16 protein-coding genes and 1 riboswitch are annotated in these 18895 nt (G+C 71.7%); of the genes, 10 read left to right on the forward strand and 6 right to left on the reverse strand.

Annotated elements, in window-relative coordinates; genetic code table 11:
* Positions 1-100 precede the first annotated feature (100 nt).
* From MZC64_RS04790 to MZC64_RS04800, 3 genes are all read left to right on the forward strand, one after another.
* Entirely contained in the window at positions 101-2254 is a 2154-nt protein-coding gene (locus tag MZC64_RS04790) for a hypothetical protein (RefSeq protein ID WP_247757939.1), read from the forward strand.
* Positions 2255-2343: 89 nt separating this feature from the next.
* On the forward strand, positions 2344-2667 hold the full coding sequence (locus MZC64_RS04795) for a helix-turn-helix transcriptional regulator (protein ID WP_308300967.1): 324 nt from the start codon (positions 2344-2346) through the stop codon (positions 2665-2667).
* Positions 2668-3359: 692 nt separating this feature from the next.
* Complete coding sequence (locus MZC64_RS04800) at positions 3360-3683, forward strand: helix-turn-helix transcriptional regulator (protein WP_247757937.1); 324 nt, start codon at positions 3360-3362, stop codon at positions 3681-3683.
* Positions 3684-4062: 379 nt separating this feature from the next.
* On the opposite strand, the gene MZC64_RS04805 is transcribed toward MZC64_RS04800, so the two are convergent.
* Positions 4063-5604: a recombinase family protein gene (locus tag MZC64_RS04805; protein ID WP_247757936.1), complete on the reverse strand. Its 1542-nt coding sequence runs from the start codon at positions 5602-5604 to the stop codon at positions 4063-4065.
* A gap of 22 nt (positions 5605-5626) precedes the next feature.
* On the opposite strand from MZC64_RS04805, the gene MZC64_RS48525 reads away from it, so the two are divergent.
* Positions 5627-7717, forward strand: a complete 2091-nt coding sequence (locus MZC64_RS48525) for a tetratricopeptide repeat protein (protein ID WP_247797661.1) — start codon at positions 5627-5629, stop codon at positions 7715-7717.
* Here MZC64_RS48525 and MZC64_RS04815 read toward each other — a convergent pair whose 3' ends face one another.
* Positions 7718-8176, reverse strand: a complete 459-nt coding sequence (locus tag MZC64_RS04815) for an NUDIX domain-containing protein (protein ID WP_247755818.1) — start codon at positions 8174-8176, stop codon at positions 7718-7720.
* Positions 8177-8355: 179 nt separating this feature from the next.
* On the opposite strand from MZC64_RS04815, the gene MZC64_RS04820 reads away from it, so the two are divergent.
* Positions 8356-9516, forward strand: coding sequence for an alkaline phosphatase PhoX (locus MZC64_RS04820; protein WP_247755819.1), 1161 nt, complete (start codon positions 8356-8358; stop codon positions 9514-9516).
* On the opposite strand, the gene MZC64_RS04825 is transcribed toward MZC64_RS04820, so the two are convergent.
* On the reverse strand, positions 9513-9809 hold the full coding sequence (locus tag MZC64_RS04825; RefSeq protein WP_247756263.1) for a 4a-hydroxytetrahydrobiopterin dehydratase: 297 nt from the start codon (positions 9807-9809) through the stop codon (positions 9513-9515). The two genes, MZC64_RS04820 and MZC64_RS04825, sit on opposite strands and share 4 nt — an antisense overlap.
* 54 nt (positions 9810-9863) lie before the next feature.
* Positions 9864-9976, forward strand: a riboswitch (TPP riboswitch).
* A 44-nt stretch (positions 9977-10020) separates the two neighbouring features.
* Here MZC64_RS04825 and MZC64_RS04830 point away from each other — a divergent pair.
* The 3 genes from MZC64_RS04830 to MZC64_RS04840 are packed head-to-tail and all read left to right on the forward strand — an operon-like array spanning position 10021 to position 13645.
* The gene (locus tag MZC64_RS04830; RefSeq protein ID WP_247756264.1) at positions 10021-11028 is read left to right on the forward strand and encodes a thiamine ABC transporter substrate binding subunit; all 1008 of its coding nucleotides are present in this window, start codon (positions 10021-10023) and stop codon (positions 11026-11028) included.
* 44 nt (positions 11029-11072) lie between these two features.
* Positions 11073-12614: an iron ABC transporter permease gene (locus tag MZC64_RS04835; protein WP_247755820.1), complete on the forward strand. Its 1542-nt coding sequence runs from the start codon at positions 11073-11075 to the stop codon at positions 12612-12614.
* Positions 12614-13645: an ABC transporter ATP-binding protein gene (locus MZC64_RS04840; RefSeq protein WP_247755821.1), complete on the forward strand. Its 1032-nt coding sequence runs from the start codon at positions 12614-12616 to the stop codon at positions 13643-13645. Before MZC64_RS04835 ends, MZC64_RS04840 begins: the two co-directional genes overlap by 1 nt.
* Here the strand turns inward: MZC64_RS04840 and MZC64_RS04845 are convergent, their stop codons facing one another.
* Genes MZC64_RS04845 through MZC64_RS04855 form a run of 3 tightly spaced genes read right to left on the reverse strand, consistent with a single transcriptional unit; the run spans position 13646 to position 16649 of the window.
* Positions 13646-14524 (reverse strand): ABC transporter permease, encoded by an 879-nt coding sequence (locus MZC64_RS04845; RefSeq protein ID WP_247755822.1) that lies wholly within the window; start codon positions 14522-14524, stop codon positions 13646-13648.
* Positions 14521-15480 (reverse strand): ABC transporter ATP-binding protein, encoded by a 960-nt coding sequence (locus MZC64_RS04850; RefSeq protein ID WP_247756266.1) that lies wholly within the window; start codon positions 15478-15480, stop codon positions 14521-14523. Before MZC64_RS04850 ends, MZC64_RS04845 begins: the two co-directional genes overlap by 4 nt.
* A gap of 23 nt (positions 15481-15503) precedes the next feature.
* Positions 15504-16649 (reverse strand): sigma-E factor regulatory protein RseB domain-containing protein, encoded by a 1146-nt coding sequence (locus MZC64_RS04855; protein ID WP_247755823.1) that lies wholly within the window; start codon positions 16647-16649, stop codon positions 15504-15506.
* 144 nt (positions 16650-16793) lie between these two features.
* Between MZC64_RS04855 and MZC64_RS04860 the strand changes: the two genes are divergently transcribed.
* On the forward strand, positions 16794-17492 hold the full coding sequence (locus tag MZC64_RS04860) for a response regulator transcription factor (RefSeq protein WP_247755824.1): 699 nt from the start codon (positions 16794-16796) through the stop codon (positions 17490-17492).
* Entirely contained in the window at positions 17492-18865 is a 1374-nt protein-coding gene (locus MZC64_RS04865; RefSeq protein ID WP_247755825.1) for a cell wall metabolism sensor histidine kinase WalK, read from the forward strand. Before MZC64_RS04860 ends, MZC64_RS04865 begins: the two co-directional genes overlap by 1 nt.
* The last annotated feature ends 30 nt before the right edge of the window (positions 18866-18895 follow it).

Genomic DNA, 18895 nt, shown 5'->3' on the forward strand with positions numbered 1-18895 from the left:
AACCACTCCCCTGATCAGCACAGATAAAGATCAACATAGCGGCCGGCGGGGCCCGGTCAAGATCAACAAGAGTGGTCCGCGGGAAGCCCGCGGGACGGGGTTGCGGCTCGGGCTGGCCGCGTGGTGGAACGCTCTGCTGGCCGCCCGGCTGGAGTGGGCCGGGGCCCTCTCACTCTGGCTGGGCCGCTCCGTGTTCGCCGTCCGCGTCGCCCTCGCCCTGGGCCAGGCGAGGGCCTGGGCATGGCACACCACCGGCCGCGTGCGGGCCTGGCGGTGCTGGGCGCTACTGGGCCGGGCCGGGCGCTGCCTGGGCCGCCACGTCGCGGCCGGGGCCCGCTGGGTCTGGCACCGTGCCCAACCCCCGGCCCGCGACGCCCTCGGGTGGCTGCGGCACACCGCCCCGCCGCTGCTGCGGCGCGCCCTGGCCCGGCAGGCACGCCGCGCCCTGCGGCGAGGCCCCCGGGTGCTGGGAAGGCTGATCACCTCCACCGTGATCGGGCTGGTCTGGCTGCTGGGTGTGCTGGGCCGCTACTGCCTGGCCCTGGATTTCGCCCCCCTGGTGGCCGAGGCCACCCGAGACGGAAAACCCAAGCGTGCCAAGCACTTCCGGGATACCTGGCGCAAGACCGCGATCCGCCGCACGCTGCTGCTGGGCGTGCTGGCCGCCCTGGTGTGGTGGGGCGCTACCCGGCTGCTCGCCCGCTTCGGCAACCCGGCCGAGGTCGGGCTGGTGCTCGCGGCGGTGGCCGTGTGCGCGTTCATCGGGACCCGGGTCCGCCCGGGTGCCCCCGGGCCCGAGGATGCGCCCGAGGCCGAAGCGGGCCCGGATGAGCCCTACCCGCTGGCCGATGCCCACACCCGGGCCGAGGTCGCCGAATGCCTGCGGCGGGCCCTCCTAGCTGAGCGTATCGAACTGCGCTCCGTTGAGGACGTGGCCCGCCAGCCGTGGGGCTGGGAAGCCGCTGCGGTGCTCAAGCGCGGCACCCCGGCCGACCTGGTGTCCAAACTGGATGCGATCACCACCACCCTGGACCTGCCGACCCGGGGTGTGCTGGCCACCCCCGATCGGCACCGGGCCGCGCGGATCGTGCTGCGCATGGCCAAACGGGACCCGTTCGAGGGCTTGCCCGAGGCCCTGTACCGGGCCCCGAACTCTCTGTCCATCCGCGACCCCCACGTGATCGGCCGCCGGATGGACGGGGGTGACCTTTCCGTTGCCCTGCAAGGGGTTCACGGCATCGTGGTGGGCCTCTCCGGTGCGGGCAAGAGTGTGGCTCTGCGGGCGCTGGCCGATGTGGTCACCGCCTGCCGGGATGCCATCGCATGGGATCTGGACCCGGCAGGGAACGGCCTGGACTGCTTCGGTGACGCCGTGGGGCGGCGGGCCCGCACCCCCGAGGAGATCACCGACGCGCTGACCGTGGCCTACTCCTACGCTGCGGCCCGGCCGGGGATGCTCTCCGCGCTGGGCATGGGTGAGGCGTGGCGGCCCAGTGCCGAGCGTCCCGCGCTGGTGGTCTTCATCGATGAGTACGCCCGGCTCACCCCGGAGGCCAAGGCGTTGACCATTGGGCTGTTGGGCATCGGCCGCAAGTCGCGGGTGACGGTCATCCTCGGCACCACCGAGGCCACCTCGGACACCCTCGGGGAGGCCATCGCCGAATCGGCCGCCCTGCGGATTCTGATGCCGTGTCGGCACGCCGACGTGCGCTTGATGCTGGGGCCCAACAGGATCGCGGAGGGCTGGCGGCCGGATCGGCTCAACGCGGCATCCGGAGACGACCCCGAGGACGCGGGCAAGCTCTACATGGACGCGATCGGGTCGCGGGAACCGATCGTGAGCAAGATCCGCGCACTCTCCGCCGAGCATGCGTGGGAACGCGGCGAACACCGGGCCTCGCTGGGTCGTCCGGAGATGGACGCGGCCACCCGGGCGCGGGCCCAGCGGTTGCGGCCCTCTCCGGCGCTCTCAGCCCCGGTCGCGGGCAAGCACCGGGCGGCTGAGCCGCAGGCCGATCCACAGGCCGTCGCGGACATCCTCTCGGTGTTCCGGGGCGAGGCCCGGCTGTGGACCGAAGAACTGATCGTGCGCCTGACGGCCCAGTTCCCCCGCTACCGGTCCTGGGGTGCCGAACAGATCGCGGATGCCTTGCGCCCCTGGGGAATCAGCTCCCAGCAGATCAAGCGCGACGGCCGCAACCGCAACGGCTATGACCGGGCCGCGATCCAGGCGGCCTACCGGGAACGGGGGTGATCACCCAGACCCCCGAGACCCCCACCGTGCCCCCGAAGATCCCCCGACCCAGGAAAGGAGAACCACCATCACCACCACCGGCCACCCTGGTGTTCAGCCCACCACGCTTGCGGGCCCACCGGCACCGGCAGGGAATGACCGCGCACGCACTGGCCCACCGGGCCGGGGTCGGCACGGACTGGGTGGAGGCGGTGGAGTCCGGAGCGCACAACCCCACCCCGGAGAAGGTGGCCGCCGTGGCTGAGGCCCTTCAGATCACCCCGGAACAGTTGTACGCCCCGGAGCCCGAGGCCCGGGACAACCGCCAGTACTGGGCGGCCGTGGCAGCGACCGCGCCGCCGATGACGACACGGGATATCGACAGTGTTGGAGCGATCCTGCGGCGGATCTCCCGCCGCGACGAGACCACGTAACACCGACCGCACCACCCCGACCGGTGAGGGCGGAGGCCACCGGCACCAGAGCGTGCCGCAGCCTCCGCCCTCACCGTTGTTGATCTACTATGCGGCTACTAGCTGGCGACTATGCGGCTATTGCAGCCCTATTACGCTGGACTTACCCGGCCCGGCCGCAACCGCTGTCCACACAGGACCGGACAGGTGCCGCCCCGGCGCGTCACGGTCGGCAACACCACCGCGCACAGGGCAGAGCCGCAGCACGCGGTCATCCGCAGCGTGCGCCGTGGGCGTGAGCGCTCATCGAGCGTCCTGGCTACGGTCCGGACCCCGGTCCGATCGAGTGACCTGTTAGAGCGGTAGCCCCTAGCATCGCTGTTGCTGCTGGTCAGTGGCTATTGCAGGGCTACCGGTGCTTCGCCCGACTCGGTACCTAATTAGGGATCTGATCCAGTTCGGCGCGGGCCGGGCGGGCGCACAGCCCGATCCCTCCGGGGACTGTTCGCTTCCCCGATGTCCAATAACGGTGTCACGTTTGGTTTTCAGGGCATCAGGGTTGTCGACCACGGCAACCCGCTTCCCGTGCCCCGGAGGCCGTGATGTCAGCCGACGCCGTTCCCGGTCACCGCGACCACATCCCGCAGGCTCTCCCGGCCGCTGAGACGCGGCAGGGCCGCTCCAGCGGCCCTGGCCCTGCCCTAGGGGCGCGGGTGTTCTCTCCGCCCCGTCTGCGGGCTTACCGCCACCGCCGTGCCCTGGCACAGCGCGCCCTGGCCCGGCTGGCCAGGGTCAGCACGGAGCGGGTCCGTGCCGCTGAAGCCGGGACACACACCCCGGCCGGGCCGGTGCTGGCCAGGCTGGCTACGGCGCTGGAATGCAGCCCAGCCGACCTGTGCGCGCCGGAGGCCACCGCGTGCGACAACGCCCAGTACTGGGCCGTGGTGGCCGCCACCGCCCCGCCGATGACCACACGCGATATCGACAGCGTGGGGGCGACTCTGCGGCGGATCTCCGGCCAGGACACAGCCGCCTGATAGACGCTGCGGACCGCCTCGCGGGCACGGACCGGGTTGAGCTTCACCCAACGCGCCGACTCCGCGACACGGCGACGCCTCACCGCCGCGCCCGGCGCACTGGAACGACCAGAATCGGGCGGATCGGCTGAGTCGGCAAGGGCGAGTGATTCACCGTCCCATTCAGTATCCCATTCTGTGTCCCATTCACTGTCCCGTATACAGCGGGACAGTGAATGGGACACGCCGTCCCCTGATAAACCGCAGCTCACCCCGTCCGAGGAGGACTGATGTCGCAACTCCGACTGGCTTCTGTAGCCACTCATTCCAGTGTGCATGCCCTGCCGGGCAGCGTCGCTGACGCGATCGCAGCCCAGCCAGCGAGTCCGTCTCGCTCTGCCTACTCGCCGAACTCCTTGACCCACGCCTGATGCGGAACCAGCCGCAACCGCTCCACATCGAACCCATTGCCGCCCTTGGCTGTGGCCTTGTCCAGCACGATCCGATCCGTGCCCAGCGCACGGGTCAGCAGCACGCGCCGTTCCGGAATCTCGCCTTTTTTCCACTGATGTTCCACCTCTTCCGCAGACATCGCTTTCACGGGCCCGTCGATCTGGCCGCCGGTCAGCCGTTCCCGGGTCGCGAGTAGTTCTTTCAGGCGTTTCGACAGCGGGCGGTTCGCCGCGTCGAACTCGTCAATGTCGATTTCCTCCGTGCCCAGTCGCTCCGCCAGGCCGCGTTGAATCCTCTTGATTCGCTCAATGCTGTCCGTGGTTGTGTTCAGTTCCTCGGACACGGCTTCGCGTGCGGCGGAGATCGCGGCGGCATAACGGGAATCTGACAGGCGTGCGATCACCAGTTCTCGCAACTGCTCATCGATTCCCGTCATCGAACCCTGAGTCTTCCCGCAGCCTTTGCGGTCGAGTCGGCACCGGTAGGCGCGTTTCCCGTCTGCCTGGCAGCGGGAGTACATGGTGACTCCGCATGTGCCGCACCGGAGAATGCCGGAGGCTACACATTTCTCGCCGACGACGTTCCCTCTTCGGCGGGCCGCGAACTTCGCGCGCAGCTCATAGAACAGTTCCGGCTCGATAATTCTGACGTTCTCGTGGTCGCGCATCTTGCCGACGATGACCCCGTCATGCTCGATCAGTCCCGCGTTGCTGGCGCGGTTGAGGATAGCGGCGACTGCTTGGGGGCTCATGGGCTGGCCGGAAACGCTGAGCAGATTACTGTCGATCCAGCGTCGCCAGATCGCTTTGAGTGCCACTCCGTCAGCGTGGTCCTGGCATGCCTGCGCGATCTGCTCGCGTTCCCAGAGAACCTGTTCCGCTGGTGCTTCGGCCATCGTTTCTAGGGCGTCTCCCGTTTCCATGCGCTTTTTCCGTTCTCCGACTACGCGGCGGTTTCGCCCCGGGAATCCCAGGGCTCGTGATCCGCCGTTGGTGAGTCCTTGCTCGCGGTTTTCCTGCTTCCGTCGTTTCACGCGCCGTTGGGTGTCATCGCTGGAGCGTGCCGCGTGGGCTACCTCGATCCGCAGGATGAACCGGTCATCCGGGTCGGACAGGTCTCGTGAGCCGTGGGAGGAGATGACAACGAAGCCGTTGTCGGCGAGTTCGATCAGGGTTTCCAGGTCTTTCGGTCTGCGGAACAGGCGGTCAACGTGCCAGACGCAGATACCTTGGGAGATTCCGGCGCGGACCCGTTCGAGCAGCTTTTCCCAGTCTGGCCGGACCACTCCCTTTTTCCACGCGCTCAAGCCGTCGGACAGCTCAAGGCCCAGCTTGCCGACCTTCGCGATACGGGCGCGGTTGTCGTCCCACTGGGTCTCGATCTTCTCCAGTTCGCCCGTGTCGGGCACCCGGGAGAGACGGCCGTAGGAGTCGATCACGGGGAGGAACAAGGGGTTCTGACCTGCGGTAACGTCGTTTGGCTGGGTCATACGACCAGAGTAGGGTACCGAAGTGGGTTCCGCCCTGGCGGTGCGGGCCGCGCACCGGCTGGCCCCGCGCTACCCGGACGGGCAGCTCTTCGTCGAACTGGGCTCGCTCGCGCCGGAGGAGGTGCTGGACGCGCTGCTGCGCGCGCTGCGGGTGCCGGGCGAGCGGATTCCGGAGGGACTGCGGGAGCGGGCCGCGCTGTGGCGGGCCGAACTGTCCGGGCGGCGGGTGCTGGTGGTGCTCGACGACGCCGCCGGGGCCAGCCAGGTCCGGCCGCTGCTGGCCGGTGGCGCGGACTGCCTGGTGCTGGTGACCAGCAGACACCGGATGTCCGGTCTGGAAGGGGTGCGCCGGGTCGCGCTGGACGTGCTGCCGCCGGTGGACGCGCGGGAGCTGTTCGTGCGGCTGCTGGGCGCGGAGCGGGTGAGTGCCGAGGCCGCGGCGGTGGCCGAGGCAGCGCAGCTGTGCGGGTACCTGCCGCTGGCGATCCGGATCACCGGGGCGAAACTCGCCGCCCGCCCGCACTGGCCGGTGTCCCGGCTGCTGGGCCGGTTGCGGGACGAGCAGCGGCGGCTGGACGAGCTGTCCGTGGGCGATCTGGCCGTGCGCACCGGGCTGGCCGTGAGCTACCTGGGCCTGGACGAGCCGAGCCGCCGCGCCTACCGGCTGCTGGGCACGCTGGGCTACGGCAACCTGCCGGGCTGGCTGGCCGCGCCGCTGCTGGGCGAGCCGGAGGAGACCGCCGAGGACGTGCTCGATCAGCTGGTGGACGCCCAGCTGATCGAGGTCAGCAGCGCGCCCGCCGAACCGCTGCGCTACCGGATGCACGACCTGGTCCGGTTGCACGCCAGGGAACGCGCCGAACTGGAGGACACCGCAGGGGAGCGGCGGGAGGCGGTGCGCAGGGCGGTGACCGCGCTGCTGGCCGCGGTGGACGAGCTGGCTGAGCCACTGCCGCCCGCCGTGCCCAGGCTCTGCCACACCGACCTGAGCACCCAGCCCCGGCCGCGGATCACCGGCGCTGAGCGCTGGTTCGAGCAGGAGGAGCCCGCGCTGGTGGCCGCGGTGTCCAGGGCCGCCGAACTGGACCTGGCCGAGCTGGCCGCGGCACTGGCCGAGGCGCTGGTGTTCAGCTTCTTCGCGGTGCGCAACCGCTACGACGGCTGGGCCCGCACGCACGAGGCCGCGATCAGCGCGTTGCGCCGCACCGGCCACCGCAGGGGCGAGGCCGCGCTGGAATGCAGCCTGGGCCAGCTGCACTACAAACGGGACCGCTACGAACTGGCCCGCACCCACTTCCGCACCGCGCGGGCGCTGTTCACCGAGGTCGGCGACACCAGGGGCGAGGCGGTCGCGCTCAACGGCATCGGCATGGTCGGCCGCGAACTCGCCGACCACGCCGCCGCGCTGCCCGCCCTGCGCCGGGCCAGGGACATGCTGGCCACCAGCGGCGATGAGGAAGGCGTCGCGCACGCCCTCTACGGCATCGGCTACGCCCACCGCGAACTCGGCGAGGACCCCGAGGCCATCGACACCCTGACCGCCGCGGCAGGCTCCTACCGCGCCGCGGGCAACGAACGCGGCGAGGCGCTGGCCCTGCGTGGCATCGGCCTGGTGCACCGGGCCGCCGACCGCTGGGACGAGGCCGAGGAGTACTGCCGCCGCAGTCACCGCATCGTCAGCGCGGTCGCCGACGACCTGCTCTGCTGCGACACCACCCAGGCCCTGGCCAAGGTCTGGATCCGCCAGCACCGCCCCGAACAGGCCGAAGCCGCCCTGCTCAGCGCCGCCCAGACCAGCCAGGCCCTGCACGACACCTTCGGCCTGGCCCTGCTGCACCGCACCCTGGGCGAGAGCCGCCTGGCCCAGGGCCAGATCGAACCCGCGCTGCGCTACCTGGACCTGGCGCTGACGGGCTGGGCGGAGCTGCGGCTGCCGGTGTGGCGGGCCCGGACCCTGCGGGACGTGGGCGCGGCGCACGCGGCGGCCGGGGACCAGCCCGCGGCGCACCGGGCCTGGCGGGAGGCCAGGGAGGTCTTCGACCGGCTCGGCATCCGTGAGTCGGCCGAGGCCCCGCACTGGCATCGCCGCTGGGCCTGTCCGTGCGTGAACTGATCAGGCGAGTTCGCCGTCCCGGACCACCAGGTGCCTGGGGTCCCGGTGCCTGCCCGCGGCGATCAGGTCGCGGACCGGGTGCGGGGCCAGGTCGGACTCGGCCAGGGTGGCCAGCGGCAGCCATTCGTAGTCGTGGCCGGGGGTGCGGCCGCTCACCGCGACCCGGTCCACCGAGGCCCACAGGTAGTGCTCGACCGCGTGCGCGGGCTGGTCCGCCTCGGTGAAGAAATGCTCGACCACGAACAGGTACTCGGACTGGACCAACCGGGTGCTGGTCTGCTCGTCGATTGCCTGGCGCAGCCGGGTTTCGAAGGTCTCGCCCGGGGCGCACTGGCCGCCGATGAAGGCGTAGCCGGTGCCCTCCGGTGCATCACTGGATCGCCGCACCAGTAGGCGGTCGCCGTGCAGGACGACCGCGTGGACAGTGGGCCTGACGAGTTGACGCTCGGGTTCAGACACGTCCACGACCATAGCCAAACTCGGCACGCCTGTCCCGCTGTGTCCACTGTGGACAGTCGGCTATCGGCGCTCATCCTTTTGGCGCGCTTCATCTTTCGTTCACCGGACTTTTGCCCGTACCGGTGACCCTTGGCGCTCGCAAGACTCCTGAGTGTCACCCGAACTGACGGGAGTTCACCGTGGAACGACGCAACTTCCTGCGAGTCGCCGTGGTCGGCGCCGCGGCCGCGGCCTTTGGCGGGGCGGCCTGGCGGGACGCCTTCGCCGACGGCGCGCAGCCGGGGGCCAGTCCGTACGGTCCGCTGCTGGCCGCGGACGGCAACGGCATCCAGTTACCGCAGGGCTTCACCAGCCGGGTCATCGCGCGGACCGGGCAGCAGGTGACCGGGACCGGCTACACCTGGCACCCGGCGCCGGACGGCGGGGCCTGTTTCGCCGACGGCAGCGGCTGGATCTACGTCTCCAACAGCGAGGTGTCCAGCACCGGCGGGGTCGGGGCGGTCAAGTTCAACGCCAGTGGCCAGATCACCGGGGCCTACCGCACGCTGGCCAACACCAACGTCAACTGTGCCGGGGGCGCCACCCCCTGGAACACCTGGTTGTCCTGCGAGGAGGTCGACCGCGGCTACGTCTACGAAACCGATCCGTGGGGAGTCAAGGCCGCCATCCGCCGCCCCGCGATGGGCCGGTTCAAGCACGAGGCCTGCGCCGCCGACCCCGACCACGGCTACGTCTACCTCACCGAGGACGTGTCGGACGGCTGCTTCTACCGCTTCAAACCCACCATCTGGGGCGATCTCTCCGCCGGCACCTTGGAGGTCCTCAAGGGCACCAGCTCGCAGACCAGTGGCCCGGTGACCTGGGGCGTTGTCGGCGATGTCGACGGCAGCCCGACCGCGACCCGCAACCAGGTCGTCGGCGCGAAACGCTTCAACGGCGGCGAGGGCTGCTACTACGCGGGCGGCACCTGCTGGTTCACCACCAAGGGCGACAACCGGGTCTGGGCGTACAACGCCGGCACCAGCTCGATCAGCCTGACCTACGACGACAACCTGGTCACCGGCGGCGCCGCGCCGCTGACCGGGGTGGACAATGTCACCGGGACCAGCAGCGGGGACCTGTTCGTGGCCGAGGACGGCGGCAACATGGAGATCTGCATCATCACCCCGGCCGGCATCGTCGCGCCGTTCCTGCGGATCACCGGGCAGAGCGGGTCGGAGATCACAGGACCCGCGTTCAGCCCGGCCGGCAACCGGCTCTACTTCTCCTCCCAGCGCGGCACCAGCGGGTCCAGCAGCGGTGGCATCACCTACGAGGTCACCGGGCCGTTCCGGACCTAGCCGGCGATCGCCTCGATCACACCGTCGATCTCCTGCGCCAGGGCCGCGTCCAGCGTGGTGATACCGCCCTTGGAGTGGGTGGAGCAGCGGAAGGTCAGGGTGCGCCAGCGGATGTCGATGTCCGGGTGGTGGTTGTCGTTCTCCGCGATCTCCGCCACCCGGTTCACCACCTGGATGGCCTGCGGGAAGCTGTCCAGTTCGACCGTGCGCACCAGCGCGGTGCCCTCGGCCAGCCACTGCGGCAGCCGGAGCAGGTGATCGTGGATCTGGTCGTCGCTCAGCAGTTCGGCCATGCCTTCATGGTCCTCGTGCGGGTGCGTCCGCGCGACCCGGCGTAAGGTCATCCCCCTAGATGCCACGGGAGTCCGGTGTAGCCGGGCTGAGAGGAGAGCGGTCAGCTCTCGACCGTCCGCACCTGATCCGGATCATGCCGGTGTAGGGATTGCGTCAGGAGGAACTTTGCGTCGCACCACGGCCGCGTTCGCGCTGGTCACCACCCTTGCCATGCTCACCGGCTGCTCGCTGATCGGCGGTTCCGGGACCACCCCGGCCCCGCCCGGCGAGACCAAGGTGGTGCTGCTCACGCACGAGTCCTTCGCGGTCAGCGAGGGCCTGTTCGCCGAGTTCAAGAAACAGAGCGGCATCACCGTGGAGCAGCGGGCGCTGGGCGACGCGGGCGCGCTGACCAACCAGCTGGTGCTCACCAAGGCCAACCCGCTCGGCGACGTGGTCTTCGGCGTGGACTCCACCTTCGCCTCCCGGGCCATCGACAACGGCCTGCTGGAGCCCTACCAGAGCCCGGAGGCGGCCAAGGGCCCGCAGCGCTACGCCGCGGACAGCTCCGGCGCGCTGTCCGCGGTCGATCTGGGCGATGTGTGCATGAACGTCGACCTGGCCTACTTCGCGCAGAAGGGGCTGGCCGAGCCGAAGTCCCTGGACGAGCTGGCCGATCCGAAGTACAAGGACCTGCTGGTGGTCTCCGACCCGGCGACCTCCTCACCCGGCCTGGCCTTCCTGCTCAACACGGTGGCCAAGTTCGGCGAGGACGGCTGGGCGGGCTACTGGAACCGGTTGAAGGCCAACGGGGTCAAGGTGGTCAACGGCTGGGAGACCGCCTACAAGCAGGAGTTCTCGGTGGGCGGCAAGGGAAACCGGCCGATCGTGCTCTCCTACGCCTCCTCGCCCGCGGCCGAGGTCGGGCCGGACGGCAAGCCGAAGACCAAGGCGCTGCTGGACACCTGCTACCGCCAGGTCGAGTACACCGGCGTGCTCAAGGGCGCGAAGCAGCCCGAGGCCGCGCGCAGGCTGGTCGACTTCCTGCTGGGGGAGAAGTTCCAGGCCCAGGTCGCCGAGCAGATGTATGTCTACCCGGCGCGCGAGGGTGTGGCGCTGCCCGCGGTGTGGCAGCAGGTCGCGCCGCAGCCGCGGCAGGCCGCCACGCTGCCCGCGGCCAAGATCGCCGAGGGCCGGGAGCGCTGGGTGGAGCAGTGGCGCAAGCTCGTTCAGGGCTAGATACGGGGCGGGCAGCCCGCATCGGACTCAGTGTCGCGGCGGCGGTGCCGCTGGGCTTCCTGGCCGTCTTCTTCGCCTGGCCGGTGGCCGCGATCATCGGGCTCGGGCTGGGCCGCACCGGGGTCGGCAAGACCCTGGCCGACCCGGCCACCTGGGACCTGGTCGCCTTCACCCTGGGCCAGGCCGCCGCGGCCACCGCGGTCGCGCTGCTGGCCGGGATGCCAGTGGCCTACCTGCTCGCCCGCTGCCAGGTGCGCGGGCGCGGCTTCGTCCGGCTGGCCATCACCATCCCGTTCGTGCTGCCCACCGTGGTGGTGGGCCTGGCCTTCCGCGCGGTGCTCGGCGACGCCGGCGCGCTGGGCATCGTGCTGGCCAACGCCTTCTTCAACGTGGCCGTGGTCGCGCGCACCGTCGGCGGCCTGTGGGCGCACCTGGACCGCAGGGCCGAGGACGCTGCCCGCGCGCTGGGCGCCTCCCGCTGGCGCACCTTCGTCAGCGTCACCCTGCCCGCGCTCGGCCCGGCCATCGGCTCCGCCGCCGCGGTGGTGTTCCTGTTCTGCTCCACCGCTTTCGGCGTGGTGCTGATCCTGGGCGGCTCCCGGCTGCGCACCCTGGAAACCGAGATCTACCTGCGCACGGTCAACCTGCTCGACCTCTCCGGCGCGGCCGCGCTGTCCCTGCTGCAACTCGCCGCGGTGATCGCCGCGCTGGTCATCGGCGCGGTCGCGCGCCGCCGCAGGGAGGCGCAGCTGAAACTGCGTGCCGCCGAGGAAAGCCTGCGCAAGCCGCACGGCGGCGAGTGGTTCGTGGTCGCGGGCGCCGCCCTGGTGGTGCTGGCCCTGCTGGTGCCGATCCTCGGCCTGCTGCTCCGCTCACTGTCCACAGAGGACGGTTGGAGTCTGGACGGCTACCGGGCGCTGGCCACCGGCGGCGCCCAGGGCACGCTGGCCGTGTCCGGGTTCGAGGCCGCGCTCAACTCGCTGCGCGCGGCCGGGGACGCCACTCTGCTCGCGCTGGTCATCGGCCTGCTGGCGGCGATCGTGCTCTCCCGCGTGCGCCGCCGGGGCGCGGGGGAGGCCCTCGATCTGGTGCTGATGCTGCCGCTGGGCGTGTCCGCGGTGACCGTCGGCTTCGGCTACCTGGTCACCATGGACGCCCTGCCCGGCGACTTCCGCACCTCCCCGCTGCTGGTGCCGCTGGCTCAGGCGCTGGTGGTCACCCCGCTGGTGGTGCGGCTGGTGCTGCCGGTGCTGCGGGCCATCGACGACCGGCTGCGCCAGGCCGCCGCGACGCTGGGCGCCGGGCCGCTGCGGGTCTGGCGCGAGGTGGACCTGCCACTGGCGCTGCGCTCCATGCTGGCCGCCGCCGGGTTCGGATTTGTGGTGGCACTGGGCGAGTTCGGCGCGACCAGCTTCCTGGCCCGGCCGGAGGCGCCCACGCTGCCGGTGGCCATCGCCCGGCTGATCGCCCGGCCCGGCGAACTCAACGAGGCCATGGCCTACGCGGCCTGCACCTTGCTCATGGTGGTGACCGGCCTGGCGGTGCTGGTGATCGAGAAGCTCAGAGTCGGCACCGGGGAGTTCTGATGGGTCTCACTGTCGACGGCATGACCGTCACCTACGGCGCGGCCACCGCGGTGGACCGAGTTGATCTGTCCATTGTGGAGGGTGAGGTGCTCGCCCTGCTCGGCCCGTCCGGCTGCGGCAAGTCCACCCTGCTGCGCGCCATCGCCGGACTCGAACAACCCACCGCGGGCACGGTGTCCTGGGACGGCGACGACCTGGCGCCGATCCCGGTGCATCGGCGCGGTTTCGGCCTGGTCTTCCAGGACGGCCAGCTCTTCCCGCACCGCGATGTCGCGGGCAACATCGCCTTCGGCCTGCGCATGCACGGGGTGCCCAAGGCCGAGCAGCGGGTCCGGATCGACGAACTGCTGGAACTGGTCGGGCTCAGTGGCTACGGCCCGCGGCGGGTCACCGAACTCTCCGGCGGCGAGGCGCAGCGGGTGGCCCTGGCCCGCGCGCTGGCGCCCCGGCCGCGGTTGCTGCTGCTGGACGAACCGCTCTCCGCGCTGGACCGGGCACTGCGTGAGCAGCTGGCGATGGACCTGGCCACGTTGCTGCGCAAGGCGGGCGCGACCGCGCTGGTGGTCACGCACGACCACGACGAGGCGTTCACCCTGGCCGACCGGGTCGCGGTGATGTCGGCCGGGCGGATCCGCCAGTTCGGCACCCCCGAGTCGGTCTGGCGCGCGCCCGCCGATGTCGAGGTGGCCCGGTTCCTCGGCTGCGGCACGCTGATCCCGGCGCTGGTGCGCGACGGCGTGGCCGTCTCGGCAGTTGGATCCGTTGCCGCACAAGACTTCCCGGACGGCCCGGCCCGGCTCGGCCTGCGCGCGGCCGCGCTGCGGACCGATGCCGACGGGCCGCTGTCCGGGCTGGTCGTGCGCCGGGTGCACCGCACCGACCACATCCGCCTGGTGGTACGACTCGACCTCGCCGATCTGCCGGAGATCAGCGAGGTCGAGGCGGTCGGGCCGGTCCTCGGTGCACCGCCCGCCGGGGATCCGGTGCGGCTGCGCCTGGATCCCGAGGCGGTCGCGGTGCTGCCCGCCTGATCATCCGTCCTTTGTGGACATACGAAGGAAGGTCAGCGACAACCCGATCACCAGGTAGCAGGCGGCCTTGGCCGTGCTGTCCACCAGGCCGTCCCAGGGCATCGGATCGCGCAGCACATCGGCCACCGCGGTCCAGCCGTTGGGCAGCAGGTACGGCTGCAGCCACTCCATGCCAGGGATCGCGCCCAGCACCTGCACCACGATCAGCCCGCCCAGGGTGGCGGCCAGCACCACCAGCGGGTGTTCGGTGAGCGCGGAGACGGCCAGCGCGATCGCGGCCAGCGCCATCATCTGGAACGCGGCCCACCCGGCGGCGAGGCCGATCTTGCCGAGGGCCTCCCCGATCGGCAGCGTGGTGCCGGAGATCGAGACCACCTCGGTGCCACCCACGATGATGATCCCGGTGAGCATGCCCAGCAGCGAGATCAGCGACACCGCGATCACGATCACGGTGGCCACGCCCGCGGCCTTCACCGCGACCAGCCGCACCCGGCTCACCGGGGCGATCAGCAGCCCACGCAACGTGCCGTGCGATGCCTCGCCGGCCAGCGCGTCCGCGGCGGACATGGTGGCCACCAGCGGCAGCAGCATGGTCATCGAGATGGTCAGCGCGGCCAGTGGCAGCACCATCCCGTTGCCCACCGCCGCCATGATCATCCCAGGGCCGCGGCCCGGCATGCTGCCGCCGATCACGGTGACCCCGATGCCGAGTGCGATCGGCACCAGCGACATCAGCACCAGCGCGACGATGGTGCGCGGCCTGCGCAGGATCCAGCGCAGTTCGGAGGCGTAGAGCCGCCAGGCGGAGGCTTGCTTGGGGCCGGTGGACACCGCGACCGGAGTGGCCGCGGGAGTCGGTTCGGCGAGTGTGGCGGTCATGCCCCGTCCTCCTCGGTGAGCCGGGCGAACAGCTCCTCAAGACCGGTGCGTTCCCGATGCGCCTCGTGCACCGAGACCCCCGCCCGAACCAGGGTCTCGATCACCTTCGGCGCCTCGGCGCCGGTCAGCTCCACCCGCACGCCACCGTCGGCGGCCCGTGCGGGGATCCTGGCCGAGCGCAACGCTTCCACCGCGTCGGCGATGTCCGGAGTGGACACCGTCAGCGTGGGCGCGCCCGCCTCCAGCAGGTCCGCGAGCGGGCCCTGCCCGACCACGGTGCCCTGGTGCAGCACCGCCACGTGCGTGCAGGTGGCCTCGACCTCGGCGAGCAGGTGCGAGGACACCACCACGGTGGTGCCGACCGCGTGCAGCTGCGCCATCACCTTGCGGATCTCCCTGGTACCGGCCGGATCCATGCCGTTGGTGGGCTCGTCCAGCATCACCAGCCGGCGCGGCACCAGCAGTGCGGCGGCCAGGCCGAGGCGCTGCTTCATGCCAAGGGAGTAGCCGCGGAACTTGCGGTCGGCGGCGTGCGCGAGCCCCACCCGCTCCAGCGCGTCGGCCACCGCGCCCTTGATCGCCCTGGTCTCCAGCAGCGGTTCGGCCGCGCCGAGCCGCCGCAGGTTGTCCCGGCCGGTCAGGAACGGGTGGAAACCCGGTCCCTCGACCAGCGCGCCGACCTGGGCCAGCGCCGCGGTCGAGCCATCCGGCATCCGGTGCCCCAGCAGCTCCACCTCACCGGCGGTGGGCCGGACCAGGCCGAGCAGCATCCGGATAGTGGTGGTCTTGCCGGAGCCGTTGGGGCCGAGCATGCCCAGCACCGCGCCCTGCGGCACATCCAGGTCTACCCGGTCCACCGCGACGGTCTTGCCGTAGACCTTGCGCAGACCCCTGGTGCGGGCGGCCAGGGTGCCGGAGGGGGCGGGGGCGGCCGGAGCCACCCCCGCCTGTCCGATCTCCGTGCCCGCCAGTCCGGCGGTCACTTCACCTGACCGATCGCCTCGGTCAGCACCTGCTGCGGCACCGCGCCGACCGCGAAACGGCCGTCGGAGGTGACCAGCGCGGTCCCGACCTTGGTCTCGATGACCCAGCCCGAACCCCAGGAGCCGTTGACCGCCTTGCCCAGCTGCTTGACCAGGTCCAGCGGGTTGCCCGCGACGCCGCCGCCACGCTGGCTCCGAGTGCCCTCGGCCGGCTTGGGCGCCTGCTTCAGCGCCTGCTCCGGCAGCTTGCCGACGATGGTGGTGTCCCAGCCCTCGCCGACGACCTGGAAGGCCTTCGCCGCTTCCTGCTTGGCCTTGTCCAGCTCAGCCGGGGTCGGCGCCTTGTGCTCCTTGACCTTGTCGTCGAGCTTCTTCTCCTCGACGGTGGCCCCGGCGGGCGGGGTGAACTTGAACAGGTTCGCGTCCTGCGGACCCACGTTGAGCTGGCTGAAGCCCACCTGGAGCGCCGGGGCGTCGGTGCCGTTGGTCAGCACGGTCACCCGCAGCGGGATGCGCTTCTCCGCGTCCACCGCGACCCGCACGCCACGCAGCAGCGTGCGCTCGTTCGGCTTCGGCGTCAGCACCAGCTCGTAGGCGGGCCGCCCGGCCACCTCGGCGGTCCCGTCCACGGACAGGTCGCTCTGCTGGCGAACCAGGTTCACCAGCTCCCGAGCGGCACTGGCCGGATCGGTGGGCTGGACCTTCTTGTCCTTGTCGAACTCGGCCTTCTTCTGCTCCAGCGTCTTGGCGTCCACGCTGGACTTGGTCACCTTGCGCTCGGCCGAGTCCCAGCTCCAGACGGTGGTGCCGTCCTGGACGATGGTCTTCTCGTTCTGCCCGTCGGGCACCGAGGCCCGGCTCTTGCCCGCCCCGTCGGTCCAGACCCGCAGCTTGCTGTTGCCCGCGGCCACCTGGGGCGCACCCGGGATCGCGGGCAGGCCGAGGTTGTTGGTGACCTCGACGGTGCCCCCGAGTGCGGGCGGCGTGGTGGTCAGCACCGACTGCACCAGGTCCTCGGCGGCCACCGACGGCAACGTCGGCGCCGCGCCGGCCCCACCGGGCAGCGCCAGCAGCGCCAGCCCGACGACACCGGCCATCGCGCCGGCCGTGGCCGCCGTGACTGTGGCCTTCCTTCGGTCCATGTCTCCTCCTTGCGAATCGGGGTCGTCCCGTGCAGCCGAGACTGGCCCCGCCCTGCTGAGACACCACTGAGAATGCCGCCCTTTCGCTGAGAGAGCACTGAGAGCCTCCCGCACGACCTGCGCGAACACCGGCATGCTTGCCCGGTGAGCGCACGAGTGCTGGTGGTGGACGACGAACCTGGGGTGCGCCGGGCGCTGGAACGCGGCCTGCGCGCGGAGGGCATGGAGGTGGTGACCGCCCCCGACGGCAACTCCGGCCTGCGCGCGGCGCTGACCGGCTCCTTCGACGTGGTGCTGCTGGACATCATGCTGCCCGGCCTGTCCGGCTACCGGGTGCTGGAGCGGCTGCGCGCCGAGGGCGTGCGCACCCCGGTGCTGATGGTCTCGGCCAAGGACGGCGAGGTCGACCAGGCCGACGGGCTGGACCTGGGCGCGGACGGCTACCTGGTCAAACCCTTCTCCTTCGTGGTGCTGGTGGCCCAGGTCAAGGCGCTGCTGCGGCGCAGTGGCGCGGACAGCGGACCGCGGGACGTGCTGCGGCTGGGCGAGCTGATCGTGGACCGGGCGGTGCGCGAGGTGAGCTGGGCCGGTGCGCCGGTCGCGCTGAGCCCGCGCGAGTTCGCGGTGCTGGCCACCCTGGCCGGCCGGCCGGGCGTGGTGGTCAGCAAGGACGAGCTGCTGCGGGCGGCCTGGGGCGACGAGCAGGCGGCCACCCGCAATGCGGTGGAGGTCTACGTCGGCTACCTGCGGCGCAAGCTGGAGGCGGTGGGCGCCGGGCACCTGGTGCGCACCGTGCGCGGGCACGGCTACCTGGCCAGCGCCGAAGCCCCGCGGGAGGCGTGATGTTCCGGGCGGCGCGCCAGTGGTGGGTCCGGCGCACGCTGCGCGCCCGGATCACCATGGTGGTCGCCGCGGTCGCGCTGCTGGTCTTCGGCTGGATCGCCCAGGTGACCTCGGCGATCTTCGCCTCCGCGCTCACCGACCAGGTGGACGGCCAGCTGCGGGCCACCCTGGACAGCGTCTCCGCCGACATCACCGCGGGCCGCCCGGCCGGGGCCGGGCCGCGGGACCAGCGGATCCGGGTGCTGGACAGCTCCGGCGGCGTCGCCGACGGCCTGCCGCCGGTGCTGCTGCACGACTGGCAGGTCCGGCAGCTGCGCGCGGGTCAGGGCGTGTCGGTCTTCCCCGGCTTCTTCAACCCGGACGAGGACGAGGCCGAGGGCCAGGAGCGGTTCGGGCCCGCGGTGCGCTGGGTCGGCAAGGTGGTCAGCGGGCCGGACGGGGTGCAGCGGCTGGTCGTGGTCGGCACCGAGTTCACCGCCTACCTCAGCGTCTTCGAGCGCGCGGGCTACTGGTTCCTGCCCGGCGCGCTGCTGTCCATGCTCGCGGTGGCCGGCACCGCCTGGGTGGCGGTGCGGCTGGCGTTGCGCCCGGTGCAGCGGATGCGGGCCGCAGCCGGCGCGCTGCCGCCCGGTCAGCGACTGCCGGTGCCCGAGGCCAGGGACGAGCTGCGCGCGCTGGCCGAGGAGCTGAACGCGCTGCTGGCCCGGCGGGACGAGGCGGCCGAGCGGATGCGCCGGTTCAGCGGGGACGCCGCGCACGAGCTGCGCTCCCCGGTGGCCTCGCTGCGGGTGCAGGCCGAGGTCGCGGTGGCCCACCCCGATCCGGAACTGGCCCAGGAGACGCTGGCCGATATCGCGGTGGAGGCCGAGCGGCTCTCCCAGCTCGTCGACGACCTGCTGATGCTGGCCCGCGCGGACGCGGTGGACCTGCCCGAGGCCGAGCCGGTGGACCTGGTCGCGGTGGCCAGGGCCTCGGCCGCCCGGCTGGGTGAGCGCGGCATCGTGGTCCGGGTGGAGGCGCCCACCCCGGTGCTGGTGCTGGCCGCCCCCCGCGAGGTCGAGCTGGTGGTGGACAACGTGCTGCGCAACGCCGCCCGCTACGCCCGCGCCCTGGTCCGGGTGCTGGTGCTGCCCGCGGGCGCGCAGGGCCGGTTGCTGGTGGAGGACGACGGCCCCGGCGTGCCCGAGGACCACCGGGACCAGGTCTTCGACCGCTTCCACCGGGTGGACGAGGCCAGGGACCGGGCCAGCGGCGGAGCCGGTCTCGGGCTGGCCCTGGTGGCCGATCTGGTCCGCAGGCGTGGTGGCACGGTGCGGGCCGCGGGCTCGCCGGAGGGCGGCGCCCGGTTCGAGATCCGCTGGCCCAAACCCTGACCCGTCAGGCGCGGCTGACAGGATTCGGGC

Source organism: Crossiella sp. S99.2, assembly GCF_023094165.1.
GTDB lineage: Bacteria > Actinomycetota > Actinomycetes > Mycobacteriales > Pseudonocardiaceae > Crossiella.